This window comes from Sphingomonas sp. C3-2, assembly GCF_033025475.1.
Lineage (GTDB): Bacteria > Pseudomonadota > Alphaproteobacteria > Sphingomonadales > Sphingomonadaceae > Sphingobium_A.
Genome location: NZ_CP130322.1, coordinates 1,765,376 through 1,784,825 on the forward strand (window position 1 = coordinate 1,765,376; position 19,450 = coordinate 1,784,825).

Here is a 19,450-nt window from a genome sequence, read left to right on the forward strand (position 1 = left end):
GCATTGCCGGGCGCCTCCCCTGTCGATAGAGAACATCGTCATATATGGGGCATGGATCGGTTAGGATCGTCCTTGGCAATCGAGCGGAGCGGGATCGCAAACTCCATCAACCCTCATGGTTGGCTTGGACTCAAGATGGTGTATTAATGCCCATAATTCAGCTAAAATTGGGATCATAATTTGGTGAAGAAAACATTGCTTGAGCGAAGCGCCACTGCCTTTGCCCAAGGTGGCACCCTGATATTCCTGCTATGTTGTTTTCTTCTGGGCGGCTCATCACGAGCTGACCAACCAGCACAGATTGGCATCCGAACGATCGCCATTGCGATGATCGCTATCGCCCTGTTTTTTATTAAAAAAAATGAACTTAACAGAGTTCGTACACCCTTACTGTTCCTCGGCGCACTACTCAGTCTTATGCTCCTGCAGATTGTCCCTTTGCCACCGCAAATCTGGCATAACCTGCCCGGCCGAGAGATAGCGGTACAAGGCTCCGCCCTTACCGGATTGATGGACATTTGGCGCCCACTCAGCTTTGAGCCCCACGCCACACTGAATAGTTTGCTTGCCACCCTCCCGGGCTTTGGGGTGATTTTGTTACTCGCGATGATGCGGAGCTACGACCTCTATAAAGTGGTCATCTTGCTGGTACTCCTCATGTTGCTGAGCGGCGCGCTAGGCCTCATCCAGGCTTCCAGTGGACAACTTTACTTTTATGGCGCGGCAAATCGCGGGGGAGCAGTCGGCTTCTTCGCCAACCGCAACCATCAGGCCGCAATGCTCACGTGCCTAATTCCCATGCTGGCGCTCCTTGTACCCTATTTCAGCGATCGGATTCCCATCGGACTACGGGTTGCGATTGCCAGTGTTCTGAGCCTTTTTATCATCCCTCTCGTGCTGGTCACTGGCTCACGCACCGGAATTTTACTGCTCGTTGTAGGGTGCGCAGGAGGCCTCCTGCTGGTTCGGAAATCTGGCATCAACATGCGCGCCGCTTTTGGTCCGCCTAGTTCCTGGCTGCGCAGGCTTATGCGCGCCGCTCCACTTGCCTTAAGCATTGGCCTAGCTGCTCTAGTCGTCACACTCATGGTCTCTGGACGAGCGATCGCAATTAACCGGTTGTTCGATCAAGATGTCGAGGCCGATGATCGTCTACAACTTTTCACCACGATGATCGACATGGCACGGGCGCACTTCCCGTTCGGCACAGGGTTCGGCACCTTCCCGACCATGTTCAAAATTGTCGAGCCGGATTGGTATGTGCGCGCGCCTTACTTCAATCACGCCCACAACGATCTGCTAGAGATCATAATAGAAGGAGGCATCCTGAGCTTAGCTCTGATGCTTGCCTTCATTGCCTGGTGGAGCATTATCTCCCTTCGCCTGTGGCGTAGCGATTCATCCTCAGATCGGAAGATTGCCCTAGGTCGCCTCGGCAGCATTATTACCTTGATATTTACCCTTGCGAGCGTTGTAGACTATCCCTTGCGAACCCCCATCGGCCAGGTACTATTCCTTTTTGCTATGGTCTTGATGGCGCGAGCAACTGAGAAGAGCCCGGACATGAGGTTGCTGGAATCGGACCGAGAATGACGCGCCCGCCCGTAATGCAGCAGCAGATTGCACGGCACCTGCAACGTGCTGAATGAAGACCCCCGGATGATGCTGGGAGGCGTTTCACAGCGAACGCAATTTGATCGTTTTAGTAAATGAACTCTCCTGGCCTCATGGGTATGTCGGTGGACGCGCCCGTGATGATCGGCTAGGGAAAAATGCCCTTTCGACGTCATCGCAAGGGATAGAAGCCAATTGTCAGCCAATAACCCAAGAGGCATCTGGTGCGTTTTGTATGGATCGTGGCCCTAGTAGGCGCACTTTGTGTAAGTGGATGCGGAGGAAAACCGCGCCTTGAGGCCGGACCTGGCCTCGCGGTTGCCGAAACAGGCCAACTCCCGGAGCCTAGACGTGAAGACCTCACGACCGCGGACCGCCCCTATCTCATCGGCCCATTCGACAAGCTGCAAATCAGCGTCTTCGGTGTCGAAGACATGGAGCAGAAGATCCAAGCCGACGCCAGCGGTCGCATCTCTTTTCCGCTGGCAGGCGTGATCGAGGCTGCCGGAAGAACCCCTGGAGAACTCGCAACTGCCATTGCAACCCGCCTCCGCCCCTATGTGCGAGATCCGCAAGTTACGGTTAACTTGGAAGAAACCGTCAGCCAGGTCATCACGGTCGAAGGCGAAGTCAAGACGCCTGGCCAATATCCCGTGGTGGGTCGCATGACCCTGCTGCGCGCTATCGCGCGAGCAGAAGGGACGAGCGAGTTTGCTCGCCTGCGCGAAGTGGTGATTTTCAGGACCGTGGGAAATCAACGCTATGCAGGATTGTATGATCTGAAGGCTATTCGCCAAGGCGCCTATGAAGATCCGGAAGTTTTTGCCAATGATGTGGTAATAGTGGGGACTTCAGAAACGCGCCGCATCTTCAAGGATGTGCTCGCCGTATCGCCGGCGATCCTCGCGCCGCTGATCTACCTGATCCGCTAATATACGAGAAATTAATGGATATCGATTATATAGGCGGTCGCCGACAGGAACAAACTGACGGACACATGAAGGACGCCGGCGGCGGAACTGGCCGTGTCCATCTGCCATTGGCGCTTCAGTACTGGCGCATCATCATGCGTTGGAAATGGGTCGTGGTCGGCATTCTCGCCGGAGCCTTGGCCCTGGGGCTGGTCGCCACTTTGTTCATGACCCCGATGTACACCTCTACTTCCACAGTAGAAATTTCTCGTCAGCGAGATCGGGTAGTCAACGTGCAAAGCGTTGAGCCTGAGGTCAGCGCCGTCGATCTCGAATTCTATCAGACTCAATATTCACTTCTGCAGGCTAGGTCCCTCGCTCAGCGCGTCGTAGCAGACCTACGTTTCGCAGAAACCGACGAATTGTTCGATGCGTTCGGCGTTAATCCCGCCGATGGCATTTCATTCTTCGAAGCAGAGAACCAACGCATTACCGCCGAGCAACGCGCAAAGCGGCTTAAAAAGGCAACGGACATCCTGCTGGACCACATCAGCATAGCGCCCGTACGAAATTCCTCACTCGTTGAGGTTAGCTTCTCGAGCCCAAACGCCGATCTTTCTCGTCGCATCGTAACCGCTTGGACCAAGGGCTTCATCACGTCGAATCTTGATCGAAGGTTCGAGGCCTCCTCTTACGCCCGCAAGTTTCTCGAAGACCGCCTGGAGCAGATCCGGCAGCGCCTTGAGGAATCGGAACGTCGCGTGGTCGCATACGCCTCCCGCGAACGCATCGTCAGCATTCCTGCCGAACAACAAGGCGCAGCCGAACGATCGCTGGTTGGCGATGACCTCGCTCGCCTGAACGCAGAGCTGGTCTCTGCGACTGCTGATCGCGTCCGTGCAGCCAGTCGGTTGAATTCCAACGGCAACACTTCGGTGGAGGCCCTCAACAATCAGACCATCTCCACCTTACGTGCCAAACGCGCCGAAGCAGCTGCTGAATATTCCAAGATGTTGGCTCGTTTTGAACCGGAGTACCCCGCATCAAAGGCGATAGCTTCGCAAATCAAGGATTTGGATAGAAGTATTGCCAATGAAGAGGCGCGGGTCAGAGATGGAATTTCAAAGAATTATCATGACTCAATGAGCCGTGAAAACACCCTGCGCGCTCAACTTGAGACACTCAAGAACGACGCTCTCAATTTGCGCCGACGTAGTATTCAGTATAATATCTACCAGCGCGATGCTGACACCAACCGCCAACTCTACGATGGCCTGCTTCAGCGCTACAAGGAAATCGGTGTTGCCGGCGGTATCGGTAGCAATAATGTGCTTGTGGTTGACGCAGCCAGCCTACCGGATAAGCCATCAAGCCCGCGCTTAGTTCTCAATCTAGCGATCGCGCTCATTTTGGGCCTTATTATCGCCGCCGCAGTGGTCTTCATTCTCGAACAGGTGGATGAAACGATCAAAGATCCGCTGCAGGTCGAGCCGGCGTTTGGCCTCCCCAATATCGGCATCATCCCGCTCGTTGAAGGTGAACCGAACGAGTTGCTCACGGATCGTAAATCGGCGCTTTCCGAGGCCTATCTGTCGCTTCAAACGAATCTGCGCTTCTCCACCCATCATGGTGTCCCGCGCTCTCTCGCCGTTACGAGCACGCGTCCGGCGGAAGGCAAGACAACGACCTCCTGGGCGCTGTCTCAAACTCTGGCGCGCATCGGTAAAAAAGTGGTGCTCATCGATTGCGATATGCGATCCCCATCGCTTCATCACATCATGGGTATAAATAATGAGCGAGGCGTTAGCGATTATTTGGCTGGCAACAATGAAATCGGCCACCTTATCACGTCTTCGGGTATAACCGACCTTGATTTGATCACGGCGGGGCCACATCCACCAAGCGCAGCCGAACTGCTCAATGGCCCACGCCTGCACACGCTGATCACTGCACTGCTGGAACGATATGACCACGTCATCATCGACTCCCCTCCAGTCATTGGCTTGGCCGATGCTCCGCTGATCGGCAGCCAAGTCGAAGGCGTCGTCTATGTGATTGGCGCCAATGGCGCCGTGACCAATGTTATCCGCTCGGCCATCGCGCGCTTGCAAAGTGCTAAGGCGAACCTGCTTGGTATAACCCTGACACGGTATAAGTCGTCGCACGCTTATTACGGCTATGATTATGGCTATGGTTATGGGCAGAACGCCAAGGAAGTGGCATGACTAACGCCAGGAGCACGGCATGAGAAATGGCAAGGGGCAACTATCACCCGCACTCCTAATGGTGCAGGGGGTAATGCTGCTTGCCACAGCCGGCTTGCTCGCAAAGTTTACGATCGACACCGGTATAGGCCATGTCATGGCACGCAAGGCGCCCAGTGTCGCATTGCGCTACGCTCCCCACAATCCAGATGCCCTTGCCAATCAGGCCTCCCTGACCTTACAGCAGGGGACCCCCGGATCGATAGTTCGCGCCAGCAACTTGGCCCTGAAAGCCACCCGTTACTCGCCGGCTCAAGCCAAGGCCTATAGTGTGCTTGGCTATGTCGCTGATGCTACGAATCACCCTGAAAAAGCAGATAAACTTGTTGCTTTTTCTGGGAGCTTAAGCCGCCGCAATCTTCTGACCCACCTGTGGTTCATCGAAAAATATTCAGCGCAGGGCGATATCGATCAAACGTTGCGTCACTACGATCTGGTGCTCAAGACATCACAGGAAGGCTTCGCAATCCTGCTTCCTGTCTTGATAGAGGCGGCAAAAAGTCCCACGATTCAAGCTCCTCTGACCAAGTTCCTCGTCAAGGACCCCTCATGGGCGGATCCCTTTTTGCGAGATTTCATTGCCAAGAGCGATGCACCCGATGCATTGGTCATGCTTGCGCAACGATTACGGCATGCCGGCCACCCCCTCGCCACCGAACGCAAGTTGCAGCTTTTAACTCGATTAGTAGAACTTGAGCGTTTTGACGATGCCGCAACAGTTATGGGGCTGAAAAATCGCGCTGCGGTATTCGATGGAGATTTCCAGCAAGGAAACGCATTGGGCCCATTTAGTTGGAATTTAACAAACAACTATACTTACGGTGCAGCCCGCGAACCTCAGCCGGCCGGAAAGCATGCCCTAACATTCTTCGCCGAACGGAGCGCGGGCGGCACAGTCGCTCGGCAATTATTAGTCTTACCGCCCGGCCAGTATCGCCTAGCGACCCAAGCCTCTTATGGCCCAGAGGTAGCCCCCCCTCGTCCATCGTGGCAATTGATCTGCGCCATTGCCAATCAGAAACCGTTGGCAACGCTCGACCTGCCATCAACGCCCAAGTCAACCGAAGCATCAACCACATTCTCGGTACCGAATGGATGCAACGGACAATGGATAACCTTACGGCTTCAGTCGCCTGACGACATAGAAAGCATTATTGGGCAAGTTGATTCGATAAAAATCACTCGCATCATGTAGTGCCTTGCCATAATCATTCACGATTACACATTTACGTTAACCCATTATACGGCCAAGAGAATTGCGCTTCTTTTTTATCACCAGCACCCCATCCATCGCTCGCTTTGTGGTTGATAGCGGCGTCGATCGCATTTTGGTCGACCTCGAAATCGTCGGCAAAGTCGAACGCCAAGGTCATCTGAATACCGTCATCAGCCATCACACGATAGAAGATGTGGCAGCGATCCGAGCTGCCGTGCCGGACGCCGAACTGATGGTTCGCCTCAACCCCGTCCACAAGGGCACGTACGCCGAGGTGGATGCCGCAATCGCGGCCGGCGCCGACATATTAATGCTGCCAATGTTTCGGACTGTCGCGGAAGTGGAGAAATTCGCGGGCCTAATTGATGGACGCTGCCGTTTATGTCTGCTGGTGGAAACCAAAGAGGCTATGTCACTGATAGATTCCTGCGCATCCGTATCCGGAGTGCATGAAGTCCATATTGGATTGAACGACCTCAGCCTGGATCTGGGCCTAGATTTCATGTTCAGTCCGTTTCCGCTTGGCCTCATCGACGATATGGCGACGAGGCTTGCCCCGCTTGGCAAGCCATTCGGGATTGGCGGCCTAGCGCGAGCTGATGAGGGGCTGTTGCCGGCGCGCCTGCTGCTTGGAGAGCATGTTCGACTAGGCTCCTCAGCCACCATTCTGTCACGCACCTTTCACCGGCAACATCAAAGCGTCGAAGCCATTCGCGGCGAAATGGACTTTGCCCATGAAGTGCAGCTTCTCCGCGAGGCGGAGCGTGCTTTTCAAACGGCATCACCGGAAGCGCTAGAAGCCAATCGCATCGAGATCGGACGGCTGATTGCTCAGATCAGGTCGGCGCGCTCGGAGCCATCGCGCTGAACGCCCTAGCCCGAATCCGTGCCGTCGCACTTGGCGCCGGCACCCTGCTGGCCTTGGCTTTGTTGCTCGGCCGCGTCTCTGGGCTCGCACGCGAACTGCTGCTCGCCTTCCGCTTCGGTGTATCGCGGGAAGCGGATGTCGCAGTGGTGTTATTGACCCTGCCCGATCTGTTGGTGAACCTCCTGCTTTCCGGTGGGCTAAGCGCCGCGCTGGTCCCACGGTTGCGTACGTTGCCAGACGCGCAGGCCGCTCAGGTCTTTCAACAGGCCTGTTTATGGGCGCTCACCTTTTTCGGCGCACTGGCGCTGCTCATCGCGATCTGGCCCGCAGGAGTTGTATCGCTATTTGCGCCGGGCCTATCGCAGCCCACCTCGTTGATTACCGCGCCCGTCGCGATGCTAGTGGCACTTTCGATACCGCTGACCGCACTTTCAGGCGTGACCACTGCCTATCTCAATGCAGGAAGCCGCTACTTCATCGCCGGACTCGGGACCTTTATCTTCAATGCCGCCATCATTACCGCTTTGGCCTGGTGGCAAAAAGGCGGACTCTTGGTGCTGTCGGGAGCGATAGCAATCGGCGCCTTATTTCGCCTTGCGTCCCAGATGGCAATCTCCCCGCCTCAGGCATGGCGCAAGCAACCGGAACGTGTGCCCGCCGATCCACGATTTCGTAAAGCATTCACCGCCGGCGTAATGGCCGCCAGCCTAGCGCTAGTGCCAGCCGCTATGATCCGCGCAGCCGCCTCCCTATTGGGGCCAGGCAATATCGCGGCGTTTAACTATGCGCAAAAACTTGTCGAACTGCCGCTCGGGATTTTTATAACCACAATCAGTACAATCGCGCTGACGAGATTAAGTGGCCATCGCGCCGACGGCGATCCCCTGGCGGCACGGCGCACGCTCCACGCGAACCTACGCCTGTCCTTGATACTAGCCCTGTTCATCCTCCTCTTCGGTGAAGCTCTCGCTGGCGTCCTGGTTTCCCTGGTTTTCGAGCGTGGCACGATTTCTGCTGGCGATGTCGAACGGATCGCATCGCTGACACGGATTGCGCTGCTCGGTATTCCGTTCATTTCGGTCAGCAGCCTCGCGACCGCCGCCCTGAATGCGCAGCTTCGTACACCAGAAGTGCTCCGGGCAACGGGGATCGCGCTCATTGCCCTAATTGTGATTGCGTTGCCTGGGCTGATTATATCCAGCGACCGCCTATTGATGGGATCCGTGGTGGGGTCACAAGGTATACTCGCCTGGCTGCTTGCGCGCCGCGCAAAGATTTGCCTCATGGGCCCTGATGGCGTAGTGAACCGGCGGTTCTTCAACGCAGTTGCTGCTGGCTGTGCGGTAGCGCTGCCATTTGCGGCTATTCCACTGTTTCTTTCGGGCAGTGATATTGCGGCAATCGGCCTCGGCGCGATCGGTTTCGGTGCTGGCACCAGCGTTTCCGCGAAGATTCTGGGATTTTGGTGAAAGTTGCATAGGAGCCGCGGTGACGTCGCCAACATGGTATGAAAGACAGCGCAGGTCCCCTAGCCCGATATCTATGTCGGCGAAGCGTGCCTTCGACTTGATTTTGGCAAGCGTCGCTCTGGCGATGCTCTCTGTCCCGATGCTTGTCGTTATGCTGGCGATCTACCTCAGCGACCGCGGCCCCGTTTTTTATCGGCAAATCCGAGTAGGACGAAATTGTCAGCCGTTTGGCATGCTGAAATTCCGCAGCATGGTCATCAACGCTGATAAAGTAGGCGGCTATGCGACGGCGAGCGGAGATCCCCGGATCACCTCGATCGGTCGCTTCATCAGACGGACGAGTCTGGACGAGCTGCCACAATTACTCAACGTCCTCCAAGGCAACATGAGCATTGTGGGTCCGCGTCCGGATGTGCCGGCCCAGGAAACGCTTTACACGCCAGACCAGTGGCGCGCACGCCATAGGGTTCGTCCGGGCATCACCGGCCTGGCGCAGGCCGTCGCGCGGTCGACCGCGTCGGCTGAGGAACGCACAGCACTTGATCTGGCTTATGTGCAGACAGCATCTGTCTTCTTCGACCTCAAAATCATTCTGATGACGGTTCGTCAACTCATCGCTAGGACGGGTAACTAACGTGTGTGGCATTTTCGGTTATTTTGACCGCAAGGGGGAAGCCCTTTCGGAGGCTCAGATTCTTGCCATGGGGAGCGCCATTCGCCATCGCGGCCCCGACGATCAGGGCATCTACAGCGAACCGGGCGTCGCCCTTGGCAACCAGCGCCTTTCGATCATCGATATTGCGGGCGGGCATCAACCCTTCGTCTCCGACGACGGGCAAATCATAGTCGTCCAGAACGGCGAGATCTTCAACCACATCGAACTGGCTGCCGAACTGGCCGGCACACCATATGCCTGCAGGACCCACTCAGACACCGAGGTGCTGCTCCGCCTCTACGAACGTGGCGGACTGACGTTCCTCGACAAGCTGAACGGCATGTTCGCGATCGCGATCCTCGATCGCCGCGAAGGCGCGCTATATCTGGTCCGCGACCGCATCGGCGTCAAACCCCTATATGTCGCCGACGATGGCCAACGTCTGACGTTCGGATCCGAGATTAAGGCCATTACGCCCGGCCTTCGGCAACCGGCGACGCTCGACCTCGAAGCGCTGCACCATTTCCTGACGTTCAATTATGTACCCGCCCCCCACACCATGCACGGCGGCATCCGCCATGTGATGCCCGGCCATGTGATGAAGATCACCCGGGCAAATGTGACGAGCCGGCGGTGGTGGGACCTCGCCCAGATTGGACCGGTTCACGATCGCCCCGAGCAGGACTGGATCGAGGAATTCAACGCAATTCTGGACGATGCTGTCCGCATTCGCATGCGATCGGATGTGCCATTCGGCGCATTCCTGTCAGGCGGAGTGGATTCCAGCACAATCGTGGGACTGATGGCCCGCCATGCATCGGAGCCCATCAAGACGTTCTGCATCGGCTTCGAAGACCCCCGATATGACGAAGCCCCTTTTGCCGAAGCAGCCGCGCGCCGGTTTGGGACGGAGCATGTCATGCGCCGCGTCGACCCAGACATGCTCGAGCTATGGCCGATGGCCGTTCACCATTGCGATCAACCGCACGGCGACATCTCGTTCCTGCCAACCTATCGCGTCTCAGAACTCGCCGCGGAACATGTCAAAGTCGTGTTGACTGGCGACGGGGGCGACGAACTCTTCGCTGGCTACGACAAATATGCGAACTTCTTCGCGCAGCCAGAGATCAGCGCCCTGGATGACGACATCTTCCAGCGGCGCTATTTTGACAGCATCTCACTGTTCAGCGACGCCGGCAAGCTCGGCCTTTATACGCCCAACACGCGCCGCGCCGTCGAGGCAATCGATTCCTTCGACATTGCGCGTCAATGGTTTGACCAGGTGCCGCACCAAGACCGGATCAATCAGGCGCTTTTTCTTGATATGCAGCTCCTCCTCAGCGGCAACAATCTCGTCAAGCCCGATCGAATGGGCATGGCGGTTTCAATTGAGGCGCGCACACCGTTTCTCGATTATCGCATGATGGAATATGCCTTCCGCATGCCAGGCCATCTGAAACTGAAAGATGGTATCACCAAATATCTGTACAAAAAGGCTGTCGCGCCACTGATCGGAGACGAGCTGGCCTATCGCAAGAAACAGATGTTCACCGTTCCGGTAGGTGATTGGTTCCGAGATAGGTTAAGTGGTTATTGCCGGCAGCACGTTGACGGTGTTCTAGAGAAAAGTTCGATTTTCAACCAGAAGGCTCTGTATGACATGCTGGATGAGCACATGTCAGGAAAAGAAAATAGAACCAGAGAGATAAGAAGTATTCTCTCTGTCGGGCACTGGATAGAATCATGACGGCGAATACAGCAGAATATTCTGCTATAAATTCATCCAAAGTTTATGGGCGCTCTAGTGAGCGGCTTGATTCTCTCGACATACTCCGCGGAATATGCGCGATATCAGTAGCCGTATACCATTATTTCATCTGGTCATTCCCAGACAATTCCAATTACACTAATGGCATAATTAGTGTTTTTGGAATTTATGGCGTAAGTATATTTTTCGCTTTAAGCGGATATAGTTTAGCCCATGGCTATGGCGAACGTTTCTCTCAAGCGCTTTCGCCAAAAAATTTCATTGCCTACGCCAAGAGAAGAGCCGGACGAATTTTTCCGCTGTTTTTTTTAGCAATAATTGCATCAATTGCTGGAAAAGTAATTTCCGGCAAAGCTCCTCCCGAAATATTCGAGATATTGTCCAATATATTTTTGGTATTTGGATTTGTAGATCCGTCGCGCACTCCTGTCATAGGCGGGTGGAGCATAGGGATAGAAATAGTATTCTACACAATATTTCCAATTTTAATACTAATGAGAAAGCACATCATTATAGCATTGATTTTATCAATGCTATTTATGGCCATTATTGCCAACGACATAGGCAAAATTGGGAATATAGATGAAGGATGGTCGAATTACGTACACCCCTCAAATCACATACTATTCTTTGCATCAGGTGTATTTTTTAGACAATTTCTTTACAGAAAAGAGATAATTTTTTCTAAGAATCCACTTTTTGCCATTTTTGTAATAGTATTTTTTATATGGATTGTATCTCAAGATCAAAATGTTGACGAAATAGTTATCGGGCACAAAAGGATTGCCCTATCTGTTCTTTCAGTTTTAATAGTCATGTATGCATCTTATATAAAATTGCCAAAGTCAGCCTCTAAATTTTCAAGCATGATGGGCGGCCTTAGCTATCCATTCTACCTATTCCATCCGCTTGTGTTTTTTGCGTCATCTCAGATAATAGGAATTGACTATAAAGCCATTCCAATACTGCTGATCATGGCCTTAACATGCGCCACAGCAATCGATCTCGCAATCGACAGGCCAATTCAAAGACGAATAAAGGCAGTGGGATGGTGATGGCCGAAAATACTGCAAAATCTAATTTTTCTCACAAGGCTGCAGCGTCAAACCTTTGGCGATTCAACACCATTTTACTTTATTTATTAGTTTCTTTTTTTGTAATATTGTACTCTCGTGACCATGGCCAAACATTCCTTTTAAATAGCAAACAAGATGGGTTTACGAGTCAAGTAAATTACATTTGGAACTATGTTGATGGTGACAATTCCATTTTTCAACTAGACCCCCTCCTCTGGATACACGCTCTGCGAGCACTTATTGCATACGTATTTGTATCGATAGAAGATGCGGGGGGGAACGCAGCCGTATATTTTACTATATTGGCGATGACGCTCCCCATTTTGAATGTATTTTCAAGATTTAAAAGAGGATTTATTGTCGTCCTTTTGCCCATTTCTATGGCAGCCCTAAGCCCAAGAACAATCCTCGTTATAATATCAGTAGCATATTTAATAATATACATGAGGGCCAAAAGTGGAATAGGCCATTTAATTGTTTCTTTTGTTTTTACAAATCTTAGCTCCGGCGTAGTTATGAACAATCTCCTTATATCATCAACGGTCATTAGAAATCACAAGAAATCTATTTCGTTGAATGTTTATATAGCCCTTCTCTTTATATCACTTACGATTTCCGTTTCTGATAAATATAGCGGTTTCATTGAACAAAGAGCAGGGTACGACTCCGCTGTGTATGGCGCGACGGGATTTTGGGCAATACTTTCACGAAGTACAATATACACATCTGCTATTAATGCAGATTACGCGAGGTTATTTGTATATATTGCCTTAGCTTCCTTGGCAGTCGCCATGCTATTTTTCACGCTACGGTCACGCCAGTACCGGGGATATTTCGCGATCATGCTGTCCGCCATCCCCTCGCTCGCGTTTGAAGGATTGGGCTTCGTGTCACTGTTAGTCCCGATTTTATTGCTGCTCGCGGGCGCTCGCTTGCCTTGGCATCCTCAGGAATCGGTAAAACGCCATGACTGATTTGCTGGACAGCATAAGGGGCAAGGTCTTGCTGGTCTCCTATGGCGGAGGCCATGCCGCCGCCCTGGCCCCGGTCGCCCTGGACTTGCAGCGGCGCGGGATTCCGTTCGCCATCCTTGGCCTGACGACCGCCCCCGCCTATTTTGCCCGGCACGGTCTCACGGCCCTTGGTATCGCCGATTTCGTAAACAGCGTACCGGGCTACGAGACTGCCTGCGCGATCGGCCGCCTGCTCGCAGCCGATCAACCCCGACATGCACTTGTCTCCGCTAGCGAAACCGCAGCCTATCTGGGCGTCGGTTACAAGGCGCTCGAAATCGCGCTGGGAGAGCAAGAGGCACGCCGTCGCTATGCGGCATTGGGGCGTCAGATTTTCCGTCCTGTCGACTTCTTCCAGCGCCTGTTCGAGGCCGCCCGGCCTTCGGCAGTGGTTGCCACCAGCGCACCCCGATCAGAACGCGCGGCGATGGAAGCAGCCGCAGCAGCACGCATCCCATCCTTGTGCGTCGTTGACCTTTATGCCTCCGCCGAAATCGAATGGTGCGCGATGAAAGGTTATGCAGACAAGATCTGCGTCCTGAACGACGAAGTCGCCGAGCGCTTTCGCACAAGGAACGTTCCGGAAGAATGTGTTGTCGTGACCGGCAATCCGGCGTTCGACCGACTGGGCCAGTTGGATGTCGCAGCAATACGCGAGCGCTATCGCAGCGAGCACAATTTGGCGCAGGACGACCAGTTGCTCCTCTGGATATCGCAGCCGGAACCAGCCTCCCACCCCTCCTCTTCGAGTACCGGAGATCCGGCGCTGCCCGTGCGGATCGAGAAATATCTGGCGAATGCCTTTGAAGCTGACCCCGGTGTGCATATTGTCATGCGGCTGCACCCCAGCGAGGACCGCCCGCCCGCCGCAAGTGGTCCACGGCTGCGCTATAGCACCGCTGTCGAACCGCTGGACACACTCCTTTGCGCTGCGGATTGCATTGTAACGTGCGGCTCAACTGTGGGTTTGGAGGCAGGACTGCTGAGAATTCCTGTCGTTCAAATCATGGAGTCGATTTTCTCGCAAGATCTCCCACTGGCAGATTTGGGGTTTGCCCTCGCCGCTCCCAATACCCAGCACGCAATCCCGCTGATCCGAGATGCGTTAAACACCTCCGGGACACGCGGCCATGCCAACACGTCCTTTAACGCGGCGGCCCATGTTGCCGACCTCGTTGCCGACCTCGCTTCCGGCGACACCTAACCTCTCGATCGAACGCTTAGCCTAAATGGTCAACACCATCGTCGCTTCCCTAGGACATCTTATCGGTACATATCTAACTGCGTTGAATGGAATTAAGCTTCACCATTCCCATCCCAACGTCTATGACGCGAGGCGTTTCCAATCGGGAAACAGAAACGGTGATATCTACGGAAGCGCGGCCCCGGCTTCGTTACACGACGCCGTATCCACATTAACCCATTGAGAAGATAGTGCTCGAACATGACAATCGATCAGAAAGTATTTCGTTGTTCGAATTGCCTCAACATGTCGACACGGCCTCGCATTCAGTTCGACACCCAAGGGCGCTGCAACGCCTGCGTATGGGGTGAGCAAAAGCAGCTTATCGACTGGAGCAGCCGCGAACTTGAGTTAGAGGCGCTGCTCGCCAAGCACCGTCGTGACGACGGGTGGTTCGATTGTATAGTGCCAGTGAGTGGTGGCAAGGACGGCTCCTACGTCGCCTACAACCTGAAGCACAAATATGGGATGAATCCCCTTGCGGTGACTGTGACGCCCGCGCTAGCGCTGGATCTTGGCAACCAGAATCTTCGCAATTTCATTAACAGTGGATACAATCACGTCCAGATTTCACCGGACGCAGAGGCGATGCGCTCACTCAATCGCACCGGTTTCATCGAGATGGGCTTTCCTTATTATGGCTGGCTTATCGCAATTCAATCGGCGGTCGTCCGCCTGGCCGTCCAACTCGGTATCGAACTCATCTTTTACGGCGAAGATGGGGAGGTCGAGTACGGCGGATCGACAGAAACCGCCAATCGCGCAACCTATACCGTCGACTATATGCGTCGGGTTTACCTCGAGGGAGGCCACGACACTGTTCTGGAGCGGTCCGGACTTCCGAATGCCGATCTCAACTTTTTCAGATTCCCGTCAAACGAGGAACTGAGCAAGAGCAATCTCGAAATCGCCCATTGGTCATATTTCGAAAATTGGGATCCTTACCGCAATTATCTGATCGCCAAGGAATTCTGTGGCCTTCAGGAGGCAGAGGCGTCGAATGCCGGCACCTTCACCAATTTTGCGCAAAACGATCAGGCACTTTACTCCCTCCATACTTATTTGATGTATCTTAAATTCGGCTTCGGGCGCGCGACCCAAGATGCCGGTATCGAGGTGCGTCGTGGCGCGATGACCAGAGAACAAGCCCTGAATCTCGTCAGGGTCTATGACAATCATTATCCTGAGGAATTCATAAAAAGTTATTTGGAATATTATCAAATAACGCAGGCAGAATTCGACGCAGTTCTTGATCGCTGGACCAATAAAAATCTCTTTGAGAAAATCGATGGCCGTTGGCAACCAAATTTCGACGCCGACTGATAGCCAGATCGCCCTGATCGACGCCAATATCGGCAACATCGATTCAGTGGCATCCGCGCTGCGCTATCTCGGTCTCGACTTCCGGCTAGCCTCCTCCGCCGAGGAACTGGTCAATGTCTCGCATGTCATCCTACCCGGCGTCGGCGCATTCCGGGCCGGGATGGCGGCACTCGACAGCCATGGGCTCATTTCGCCGCTGCGCGCTCTGTCGCGCAGCGGCGAAAGCAAGTTGCTCGGCATATGCCTCGGCATGCAGCTGCTTGGTGATCACAGCGAAGAAGGTGATTGCGACGGTCTTGCCATCATGCCATTCCAGGTCCGTCGGCTTCCGCAACCGTCCACCGGGACTATAAAGGTGCCACATGTGGGCTTCACCTCAGTAGCCGGCTATCAAACATCAGGCCTGTTTTCCGGTCTCGGCGATGCTGCCGACTTCTACTTCACCCATTCCTTCGCGGTGCACGAGATAGACCGTCCCGCCAATCTCGGATGGTCTCAGCATGGGACAGAGTTTATCGCAGCATTCGATGCCGGAAACATTTGTGGCGCGCAATTCCATCCCGAGAAAAGCCAATCCAATGGCTTACAATTGCTCAAGAATTTTCTAGATCAATAATCATGCCAAAAAAACGGGTCATATTCACGCTATTCTATGACGCAGGAAATTTCATGCTCAGTCGGAACTTCCGACTCCAGAAGGCAGGTGATGCCCGCTGGCTGCTCAAGAATTATAAAATCGCCGACATGTCCGCCTTTATCGACGAACTGATGATCGTAGATGTCACCCGTGGCCCCCGCGACCGCCAGCGCTTCATTGAGGATATTCGTCAGATCGCGACAGGATGCTTCATCCCCCTCACGCTTGGCGGGGGCATAGATAGCGTTGAAGCTGCTAGTTTTTTTGTTGCGAATGGCGCAGACAAGGTCATCGTCAATTCGCTGTTCGATGACGCCCCTTCGATCGTCCGCCAGATTGCCGACACCTGCGGGGAACAATGCGTGGTCGGCGGAATCGACCTGCAGAGATCCGATGACGGCACCTATATCGTATATACCGGGCAAGGCAGCAGCGCCTTACCCATATCGGTTCACGACCGGATCACGATGATGCTGGAAGCGGGTGCCGGGGAGATCCTGCTCCAGTCGATCACCCGAGACGGCACCGGACAGGGCTTTGACTTCGAGATGATCGACGAGATCGGGCAGGCACTGCCTGTTCCTCTCATCCTGTGCGGCGGCTGCGGCAAAGGCGCGCACATGCGCGAAGCCCTTCAGCGCCACGACGTTGACGCTATCGCCACGGCAAACCTTTTTAATTTCATCGGAAACGGCCTTCAGACTGCCCGCGAGGAATTGCTGGCGGACGGCCTCGATCTTGCACGATGGGATGTCTCGATGATCCGGTCGCTGCATAACATATTGGCAATGCCCGCGTGATAGAAGCAACGAGTGAGCCGCGCTTCGTCGTGGCGAGTCTGGGAAGCATCGGACAGAGACACCTGCGCAATCTGCGGCAGCTACGCCCAAACGCGCTCATCGCAGCGCTTCGTCGTCCAGGTGGCGGCACTGAGACATTCGAGGGGTGCGACGCGCTTTTCACCAGCATTGAGCAAGCGCTGCCTTTCCAGCCTGTGGCAGCAATATTGGCTGGACCGGCGACCACTCATATCGAGCTAGCGCAGGCCTTCGTCGAACGCGGCATTTCAGTGCTAATCGAAAAACCCTTGTCAGCCGATCTCCACGGATTAGCCAGACTTTCCGAGACGGCACAAGCGCAGGGCACACCGATAATGATCGGTTATAATCTGCGCTTCAATGCCTCACTCGCCTCGATGCGCGCGGATCTCCAAGCTGGTGCCATCGGTGACGTCCTGTCAGTACGCGCGGAGGTGGGGCAATATCTGCCAGATTGGCGCCCTGGATCGGATTATCGTCAGAACGTGTCCGCTCAACGTTCTTTGGGCGGCGGGGCCCTTCTCGAGCTCAGCCACGAGATAGATTATATTTACTGGTTGTTCGGCATGCCCGAACGAGTCACCTGCCGTGGCGGCCGCCTCTCCGACCTTGATATAGATGTGGAGGATTGCGTCGAATTGTGCCTTGAGTACTCCTCCCCGCCTCGCCTTGTGTCAATTCACCTCGACTTCCTGCAACGTCCAGCAATCCGAACCTGCAAACTGGTTGGATCGCGCGGCACGATGCTATGGAACGCGCTGGAGGATAGCTATGCGGTGAACGTAGCGGAAGCCGCGCCGGACAGACGCATCGTCCACAAGCCGATGCACGATCGCAACCAGATGTATCTGGATGAGCTGTCAGCTTTCCTTGCAGCTGCAGAAAACCGCCATCCCACTCCCATCCCGCTTGCAGAGGGAATAGATGTTATGCGGATTATCACCGCAGCCCGCCGGTCGTTGGAAAGTGGTCGCGCAGAACAGCCAATCGCGATAACGACGTCAGCATGACGGCACGAGCTTTTATCTTCGCACGGGGTGGATCAAAGGGGGTTCCGCGCAAGAATGTCCGCCTCCTCGATGGCAAACCCCTCATCGGTTATGCAATCGACATCGCACGGGCATGCCCTTCGCTAGGTGACGTCATCATCTCCACGGATGACGATGAAATTGCACAAACGGCCTTGACGTTGGGAGCACGCGTTCCGTTCCGGCGACCAGCGGAACTTGCCTCTGACACTGCCTCCGAATGGCTAGCCTGGCGCCATGCCATCGAATGGACACGTGAACATGACGGCGGCGATTTCGACGTCTTCGTCAGCCTGCCCGCGACCTCTCCTTTCCGTGCGGTCGAAGATGTCGAAGCATGTATAGCCATGCTTCGCAACGATCCGGCCGCTGACGTGGTCGTAACCGTCAGGAAGGCTGAACGCAGCCCCTATTTCAACATGGTATTCTTGAATGACGACGGTGCCGCCCGGCTCGTCATCCGACCCGAACATGGCGTCACCCGCCGACAAGATGCTCCTCAAGTCTATGACATGACCACCGTGGCCTATGCTGCACGCCCCGACTTTGTACTATCCCGCAATGGCATATTCGAAGGCCGTGTGCGCGTGGTGGAAGTGCCGCCTGAGCGGGCCATGGATATTGACACCCCCTATGATTTTGCCATCGCCGAATATATAGCGCGCGATTATGCGGCCGACCGCGGCAATCTCTAATATCGACACGGAGAGGCTTTCCGATGCGCACGATTTCGGAACTGAGCGACCTCACGGGTCGCATGGCCATAATTACGGGCGGAGCTGGGCATATCGGCCGCGCTATGGCAACCGCGTTGGCCGAGCATCATTGCAACATATTATTGGTTGATCGCGACCCTGATGCACTCGTCCGAGCGGCGAACGAGCTAAGCGACATAGGAACGGGCCGCATTCACACTGCCACGGTTGACCTGGAAAGCGAGGCGCAGCGCCTCTCGCTCGTCAACCGCGTCCAAGCGGATTTTGGCCGGCTCGATATCCTCATCAACAATGCCGGTTTCGTGGGCGACAGCCAGCTGGAAGGATGGGCGGTACCATTCGATCAACAGCGCATTGATACCTGGCGCCGAGCGGTCGAGGTAAATTTGACAGCCCCGTTCCATCTTTCGCAGGCACTTTCTCCCCTTCTTAGAGCAGGTGGAAAAGGCTCGATCATCAATCTTGGCTCCATCTACGGCGTATTAGGTCCCGATCTGGGGCTCTATGCCGGGACAACTATGGGAAATCCGGGCGCCTATGCAGCCAGCAAAGGTGGCCTGCTGCAGTTGACGCGCTGGCTGTCGACCAGTCTTGCACCCTCAATCCGGGTCAATAGCATCAGCCCGGGTGGGCTAGCGCGAGGCCAGGACGAGCGTTTCACGGCACGCTATCTCGCCCGTACCCCCTTGGGCCGGATGGGGGGCGAGGAAGACTTCAAAGGGGTAGCATTATTCCTTGCCAGTGACCTATCCGCATGGATCACTGGGCAGAACATTCTGGTGGATGGCGGATGGTCGGCATGGTAAACACCGCCGGCGCGTAAATTATCAG

17 protein-coding genes are annotated in these 19,450 nt (G+C 54.7%); all 17 read left to right on the top strand.

The features are described from left to right. The first annotated feature begins 183 nt into the window (after positions 1-183). The 17 genes from QYC26_RS08560 to QYC26_RS08640 all read left to right on the top strand — a co-directional run bounded on the left by QYC26_RS08560 (position 184) and on the right by QYC26_RS08640 (position 19,425). Positions 184-1,593: an O-antigen ligase family protein gene (locus QYC26_RS08560; RefSeq protein WP_317515033.1), complete on the top strand. Its 1,410-nt coding sequence runs from the start codon at positions 184-186 to the stop codon at positions 1,591-1,593. Between the two features lie 245 nt (positions 1,594-1,838). Continuing rightward, positions 1,839-2,546, top strand: a complete 708-nt coding sequence (locus tag QYC26_RS08565) for a polysaccharide biosynthesis/export family protein (RefSeq protein WP_317511813.1) — start codon at positions 1,839-1,841, stop codon at positions 2,544-2,546. A 14-nt stretch (positions 2,547-2,560) separates the two neighbouring features. Beyond that, a complete protein-coding gene (locus tag QYC26_RS08570) occupies positions 2,561-4,750 on the top strand; it encodes a polysaccharide biosynthesis tyrosine autokinase (protein WP_317511814.1) in 2,190 nt (729 codons plus the stop codon). A 19-nt stretch (positions 4,751-4,769) separates the two neighbouring features. After that, the gene (locus tag QYC26_RS08575; RefSeq protein WP_317511815.1) at positions 4,770-5,984 is read left to right on the top strand and encodes a hypothetical protein; all 1,215 of its coding nucleotides are present in this window, start codon (positions 4,770-4,772) and stop codon (positions 5,982-5,984) included. Positions 5,985-6,045: 61 nt separating this feature from the next. After that, positions 6,046-6,873 (top strand): aldolase/citrate lyase family protein, encoded by an 828-nt coding sequence (locus QYC26_RS08580; RefSeq protein WP_317511816.1) that lies wholly within the window; start codon positions 6,046-6,048, stop codon positions 6,871-6,873. 53 nt (positions 6,874-6,926) lie between these two features. After that, entirely contained in the window at positions 6,927-8,342 is a 1,416-nt protein-coding gene (locus tag QYC26_RS08585; RefSeq protein ID WP_317511817.1) for a lipid II flippase MurJ, read from the top strand. Positions 8,343-8,415: 73 nt separating this feature from the next. Continuing rightward, the gene (locus tag QYC26_RS08590; RefSeq protein ID WP_317511818.1) at positions 8,416-8,976 is read left to right on the top strand and encodes a sugar transferase; all 561 of its coding nucleotides are present in this window, start codon (positions 8,416-8,418) and stop codon (positions 8,974-8,976) included. Position 8,977: 1 nt separating this feature from the next. Then, entirely contained in the window at positions 8,978-10,744 is a 1,767-nt protein-coding gene (gene asnB / locus QYC26_RS08595; RefSeq protein WP_317511819.1) for an asparagine synthase (glutamine-hydrolyzing), read from the top strand. Continuing rightward, positions 10,741-11,820, top strand: a complete 1,080-nt coding sequence (locus QYC26_RS08600) for an acyltransferase (protein WP_317511820.1) — start codon at positions 10,741-10,743, stop codon at positions 11,818-11,820. The genes asnB and QYC26_RS08600 overlap by 4 nt, the downstream gene beginning before the upstream one ends. Beyond that, positions 11,814-12,815 (top strand): hypothetical protein, encoded by a 1,002-nt coding sequence (locus QYC26_RS08605; RefSeq protein WP_317511821.1) that lies wholly within the window; start codon positions 11,814-11,816, stop codon positions 12,813-12,815. Before QYC26_RS08600 ends, QYC26_RS08605 begins: the two co-directional genes overlap by 7 nt. Next, on the top strand, positions 12,808-14,058 hold the full coding sequence (locus tag QYC26_RS08610; RefSeq protein ID WP_317511822.1) for a UDP-N-acetylglucosamine 2-epimerase: 1,251 nt from the start codon (positions 12,808-12,810) through the stop codon (positions 14,056-14,058). The genes QYC26_RS08605 and QYC26_RS08610 overlap by 8 nt, the downstream gene beginning before the upstream one ends. A 240-nt stretch (positions 14,059-14,298) precedes the next feature. Continuing rightward, on the top strand, positions 14,299-15,420 hold the full coding sequence (locus tag QYC26_RS08615; RefSeq protein ID WP_317511823.1) for an N-acetyl sugar amidotransferase: 1,122 nt from the start codon (positions 14,299-14,301) through the stop codon (positions 15,418-15,420). Further along, on the top strand, positions 15,386-16,036 hold the full coding sequence (gene hisH / locus QYC26_RS08620; RefSeq protein WP_317511824.1) for an imidazole glycerol phosphate synthase subunit HisH: 651 nt from the start codon (positions 15,386-15,388) through the stop codon (positions 16,034-16,036). The genes QYC26_RS08615 and hisH overlap by 35 nt, the downstream gene beginning before the upstream one ends. 53 nt (positions 16,037-16,089) lie before the next feature. Continuing rightward, complete coding sequence (locus QYC26_RS08625) at positions 16,090-16,857, top strand: HisA/HisF-related TIM barrel protein (protein WP_317511825.1); 768 nt, start codon at positions 16,090-16,092, stop codon at positions 16,855-16,857. Then, positions 16,854-17,885 (top strand): Gfo/Idh/MocA family oxidoreductase, encoded by a 1,032-nt coding sequence (locus QYC26_RS08630; protein WP_317511826.1) that lies wholly within the window; start codon positions 16,854-16,856, stop codon positions 17,883-17,885. The genes QYC26_RS08625 and QYC26_RS08630 overlap by 4 nt, the downstream gene beginning before the upstream one ends. Next, entirely contained in the window at positions 17,882-18,598 is a 717-nt protein-coding gene (locus QYC26_RS08635; RefSeq protein WP_317511827.1) for an acylneuraminate cytidylyltransferase family protein, read from the top strand. The genes QYC26_RS08630 and QYC26_RS08635 overlap by 4 nt, the downstream gene beginning before the upstream one ends. Positions 18,599-18,621: 23 nt before the next feature. Then, a complete protein-coding gene (locus QYC26_RS08640) occupies positions 18,622-19,425 on the top strand; it encodes an SDR family NAD(P)-dependent oxidoreductase (RefSeq protein ID WP_317511828.1) in 804 nt (267 codons plus the stop codon). The last annotated feature ends 25 nt before the right edge of the window (positions 19,426-19,450 follow it).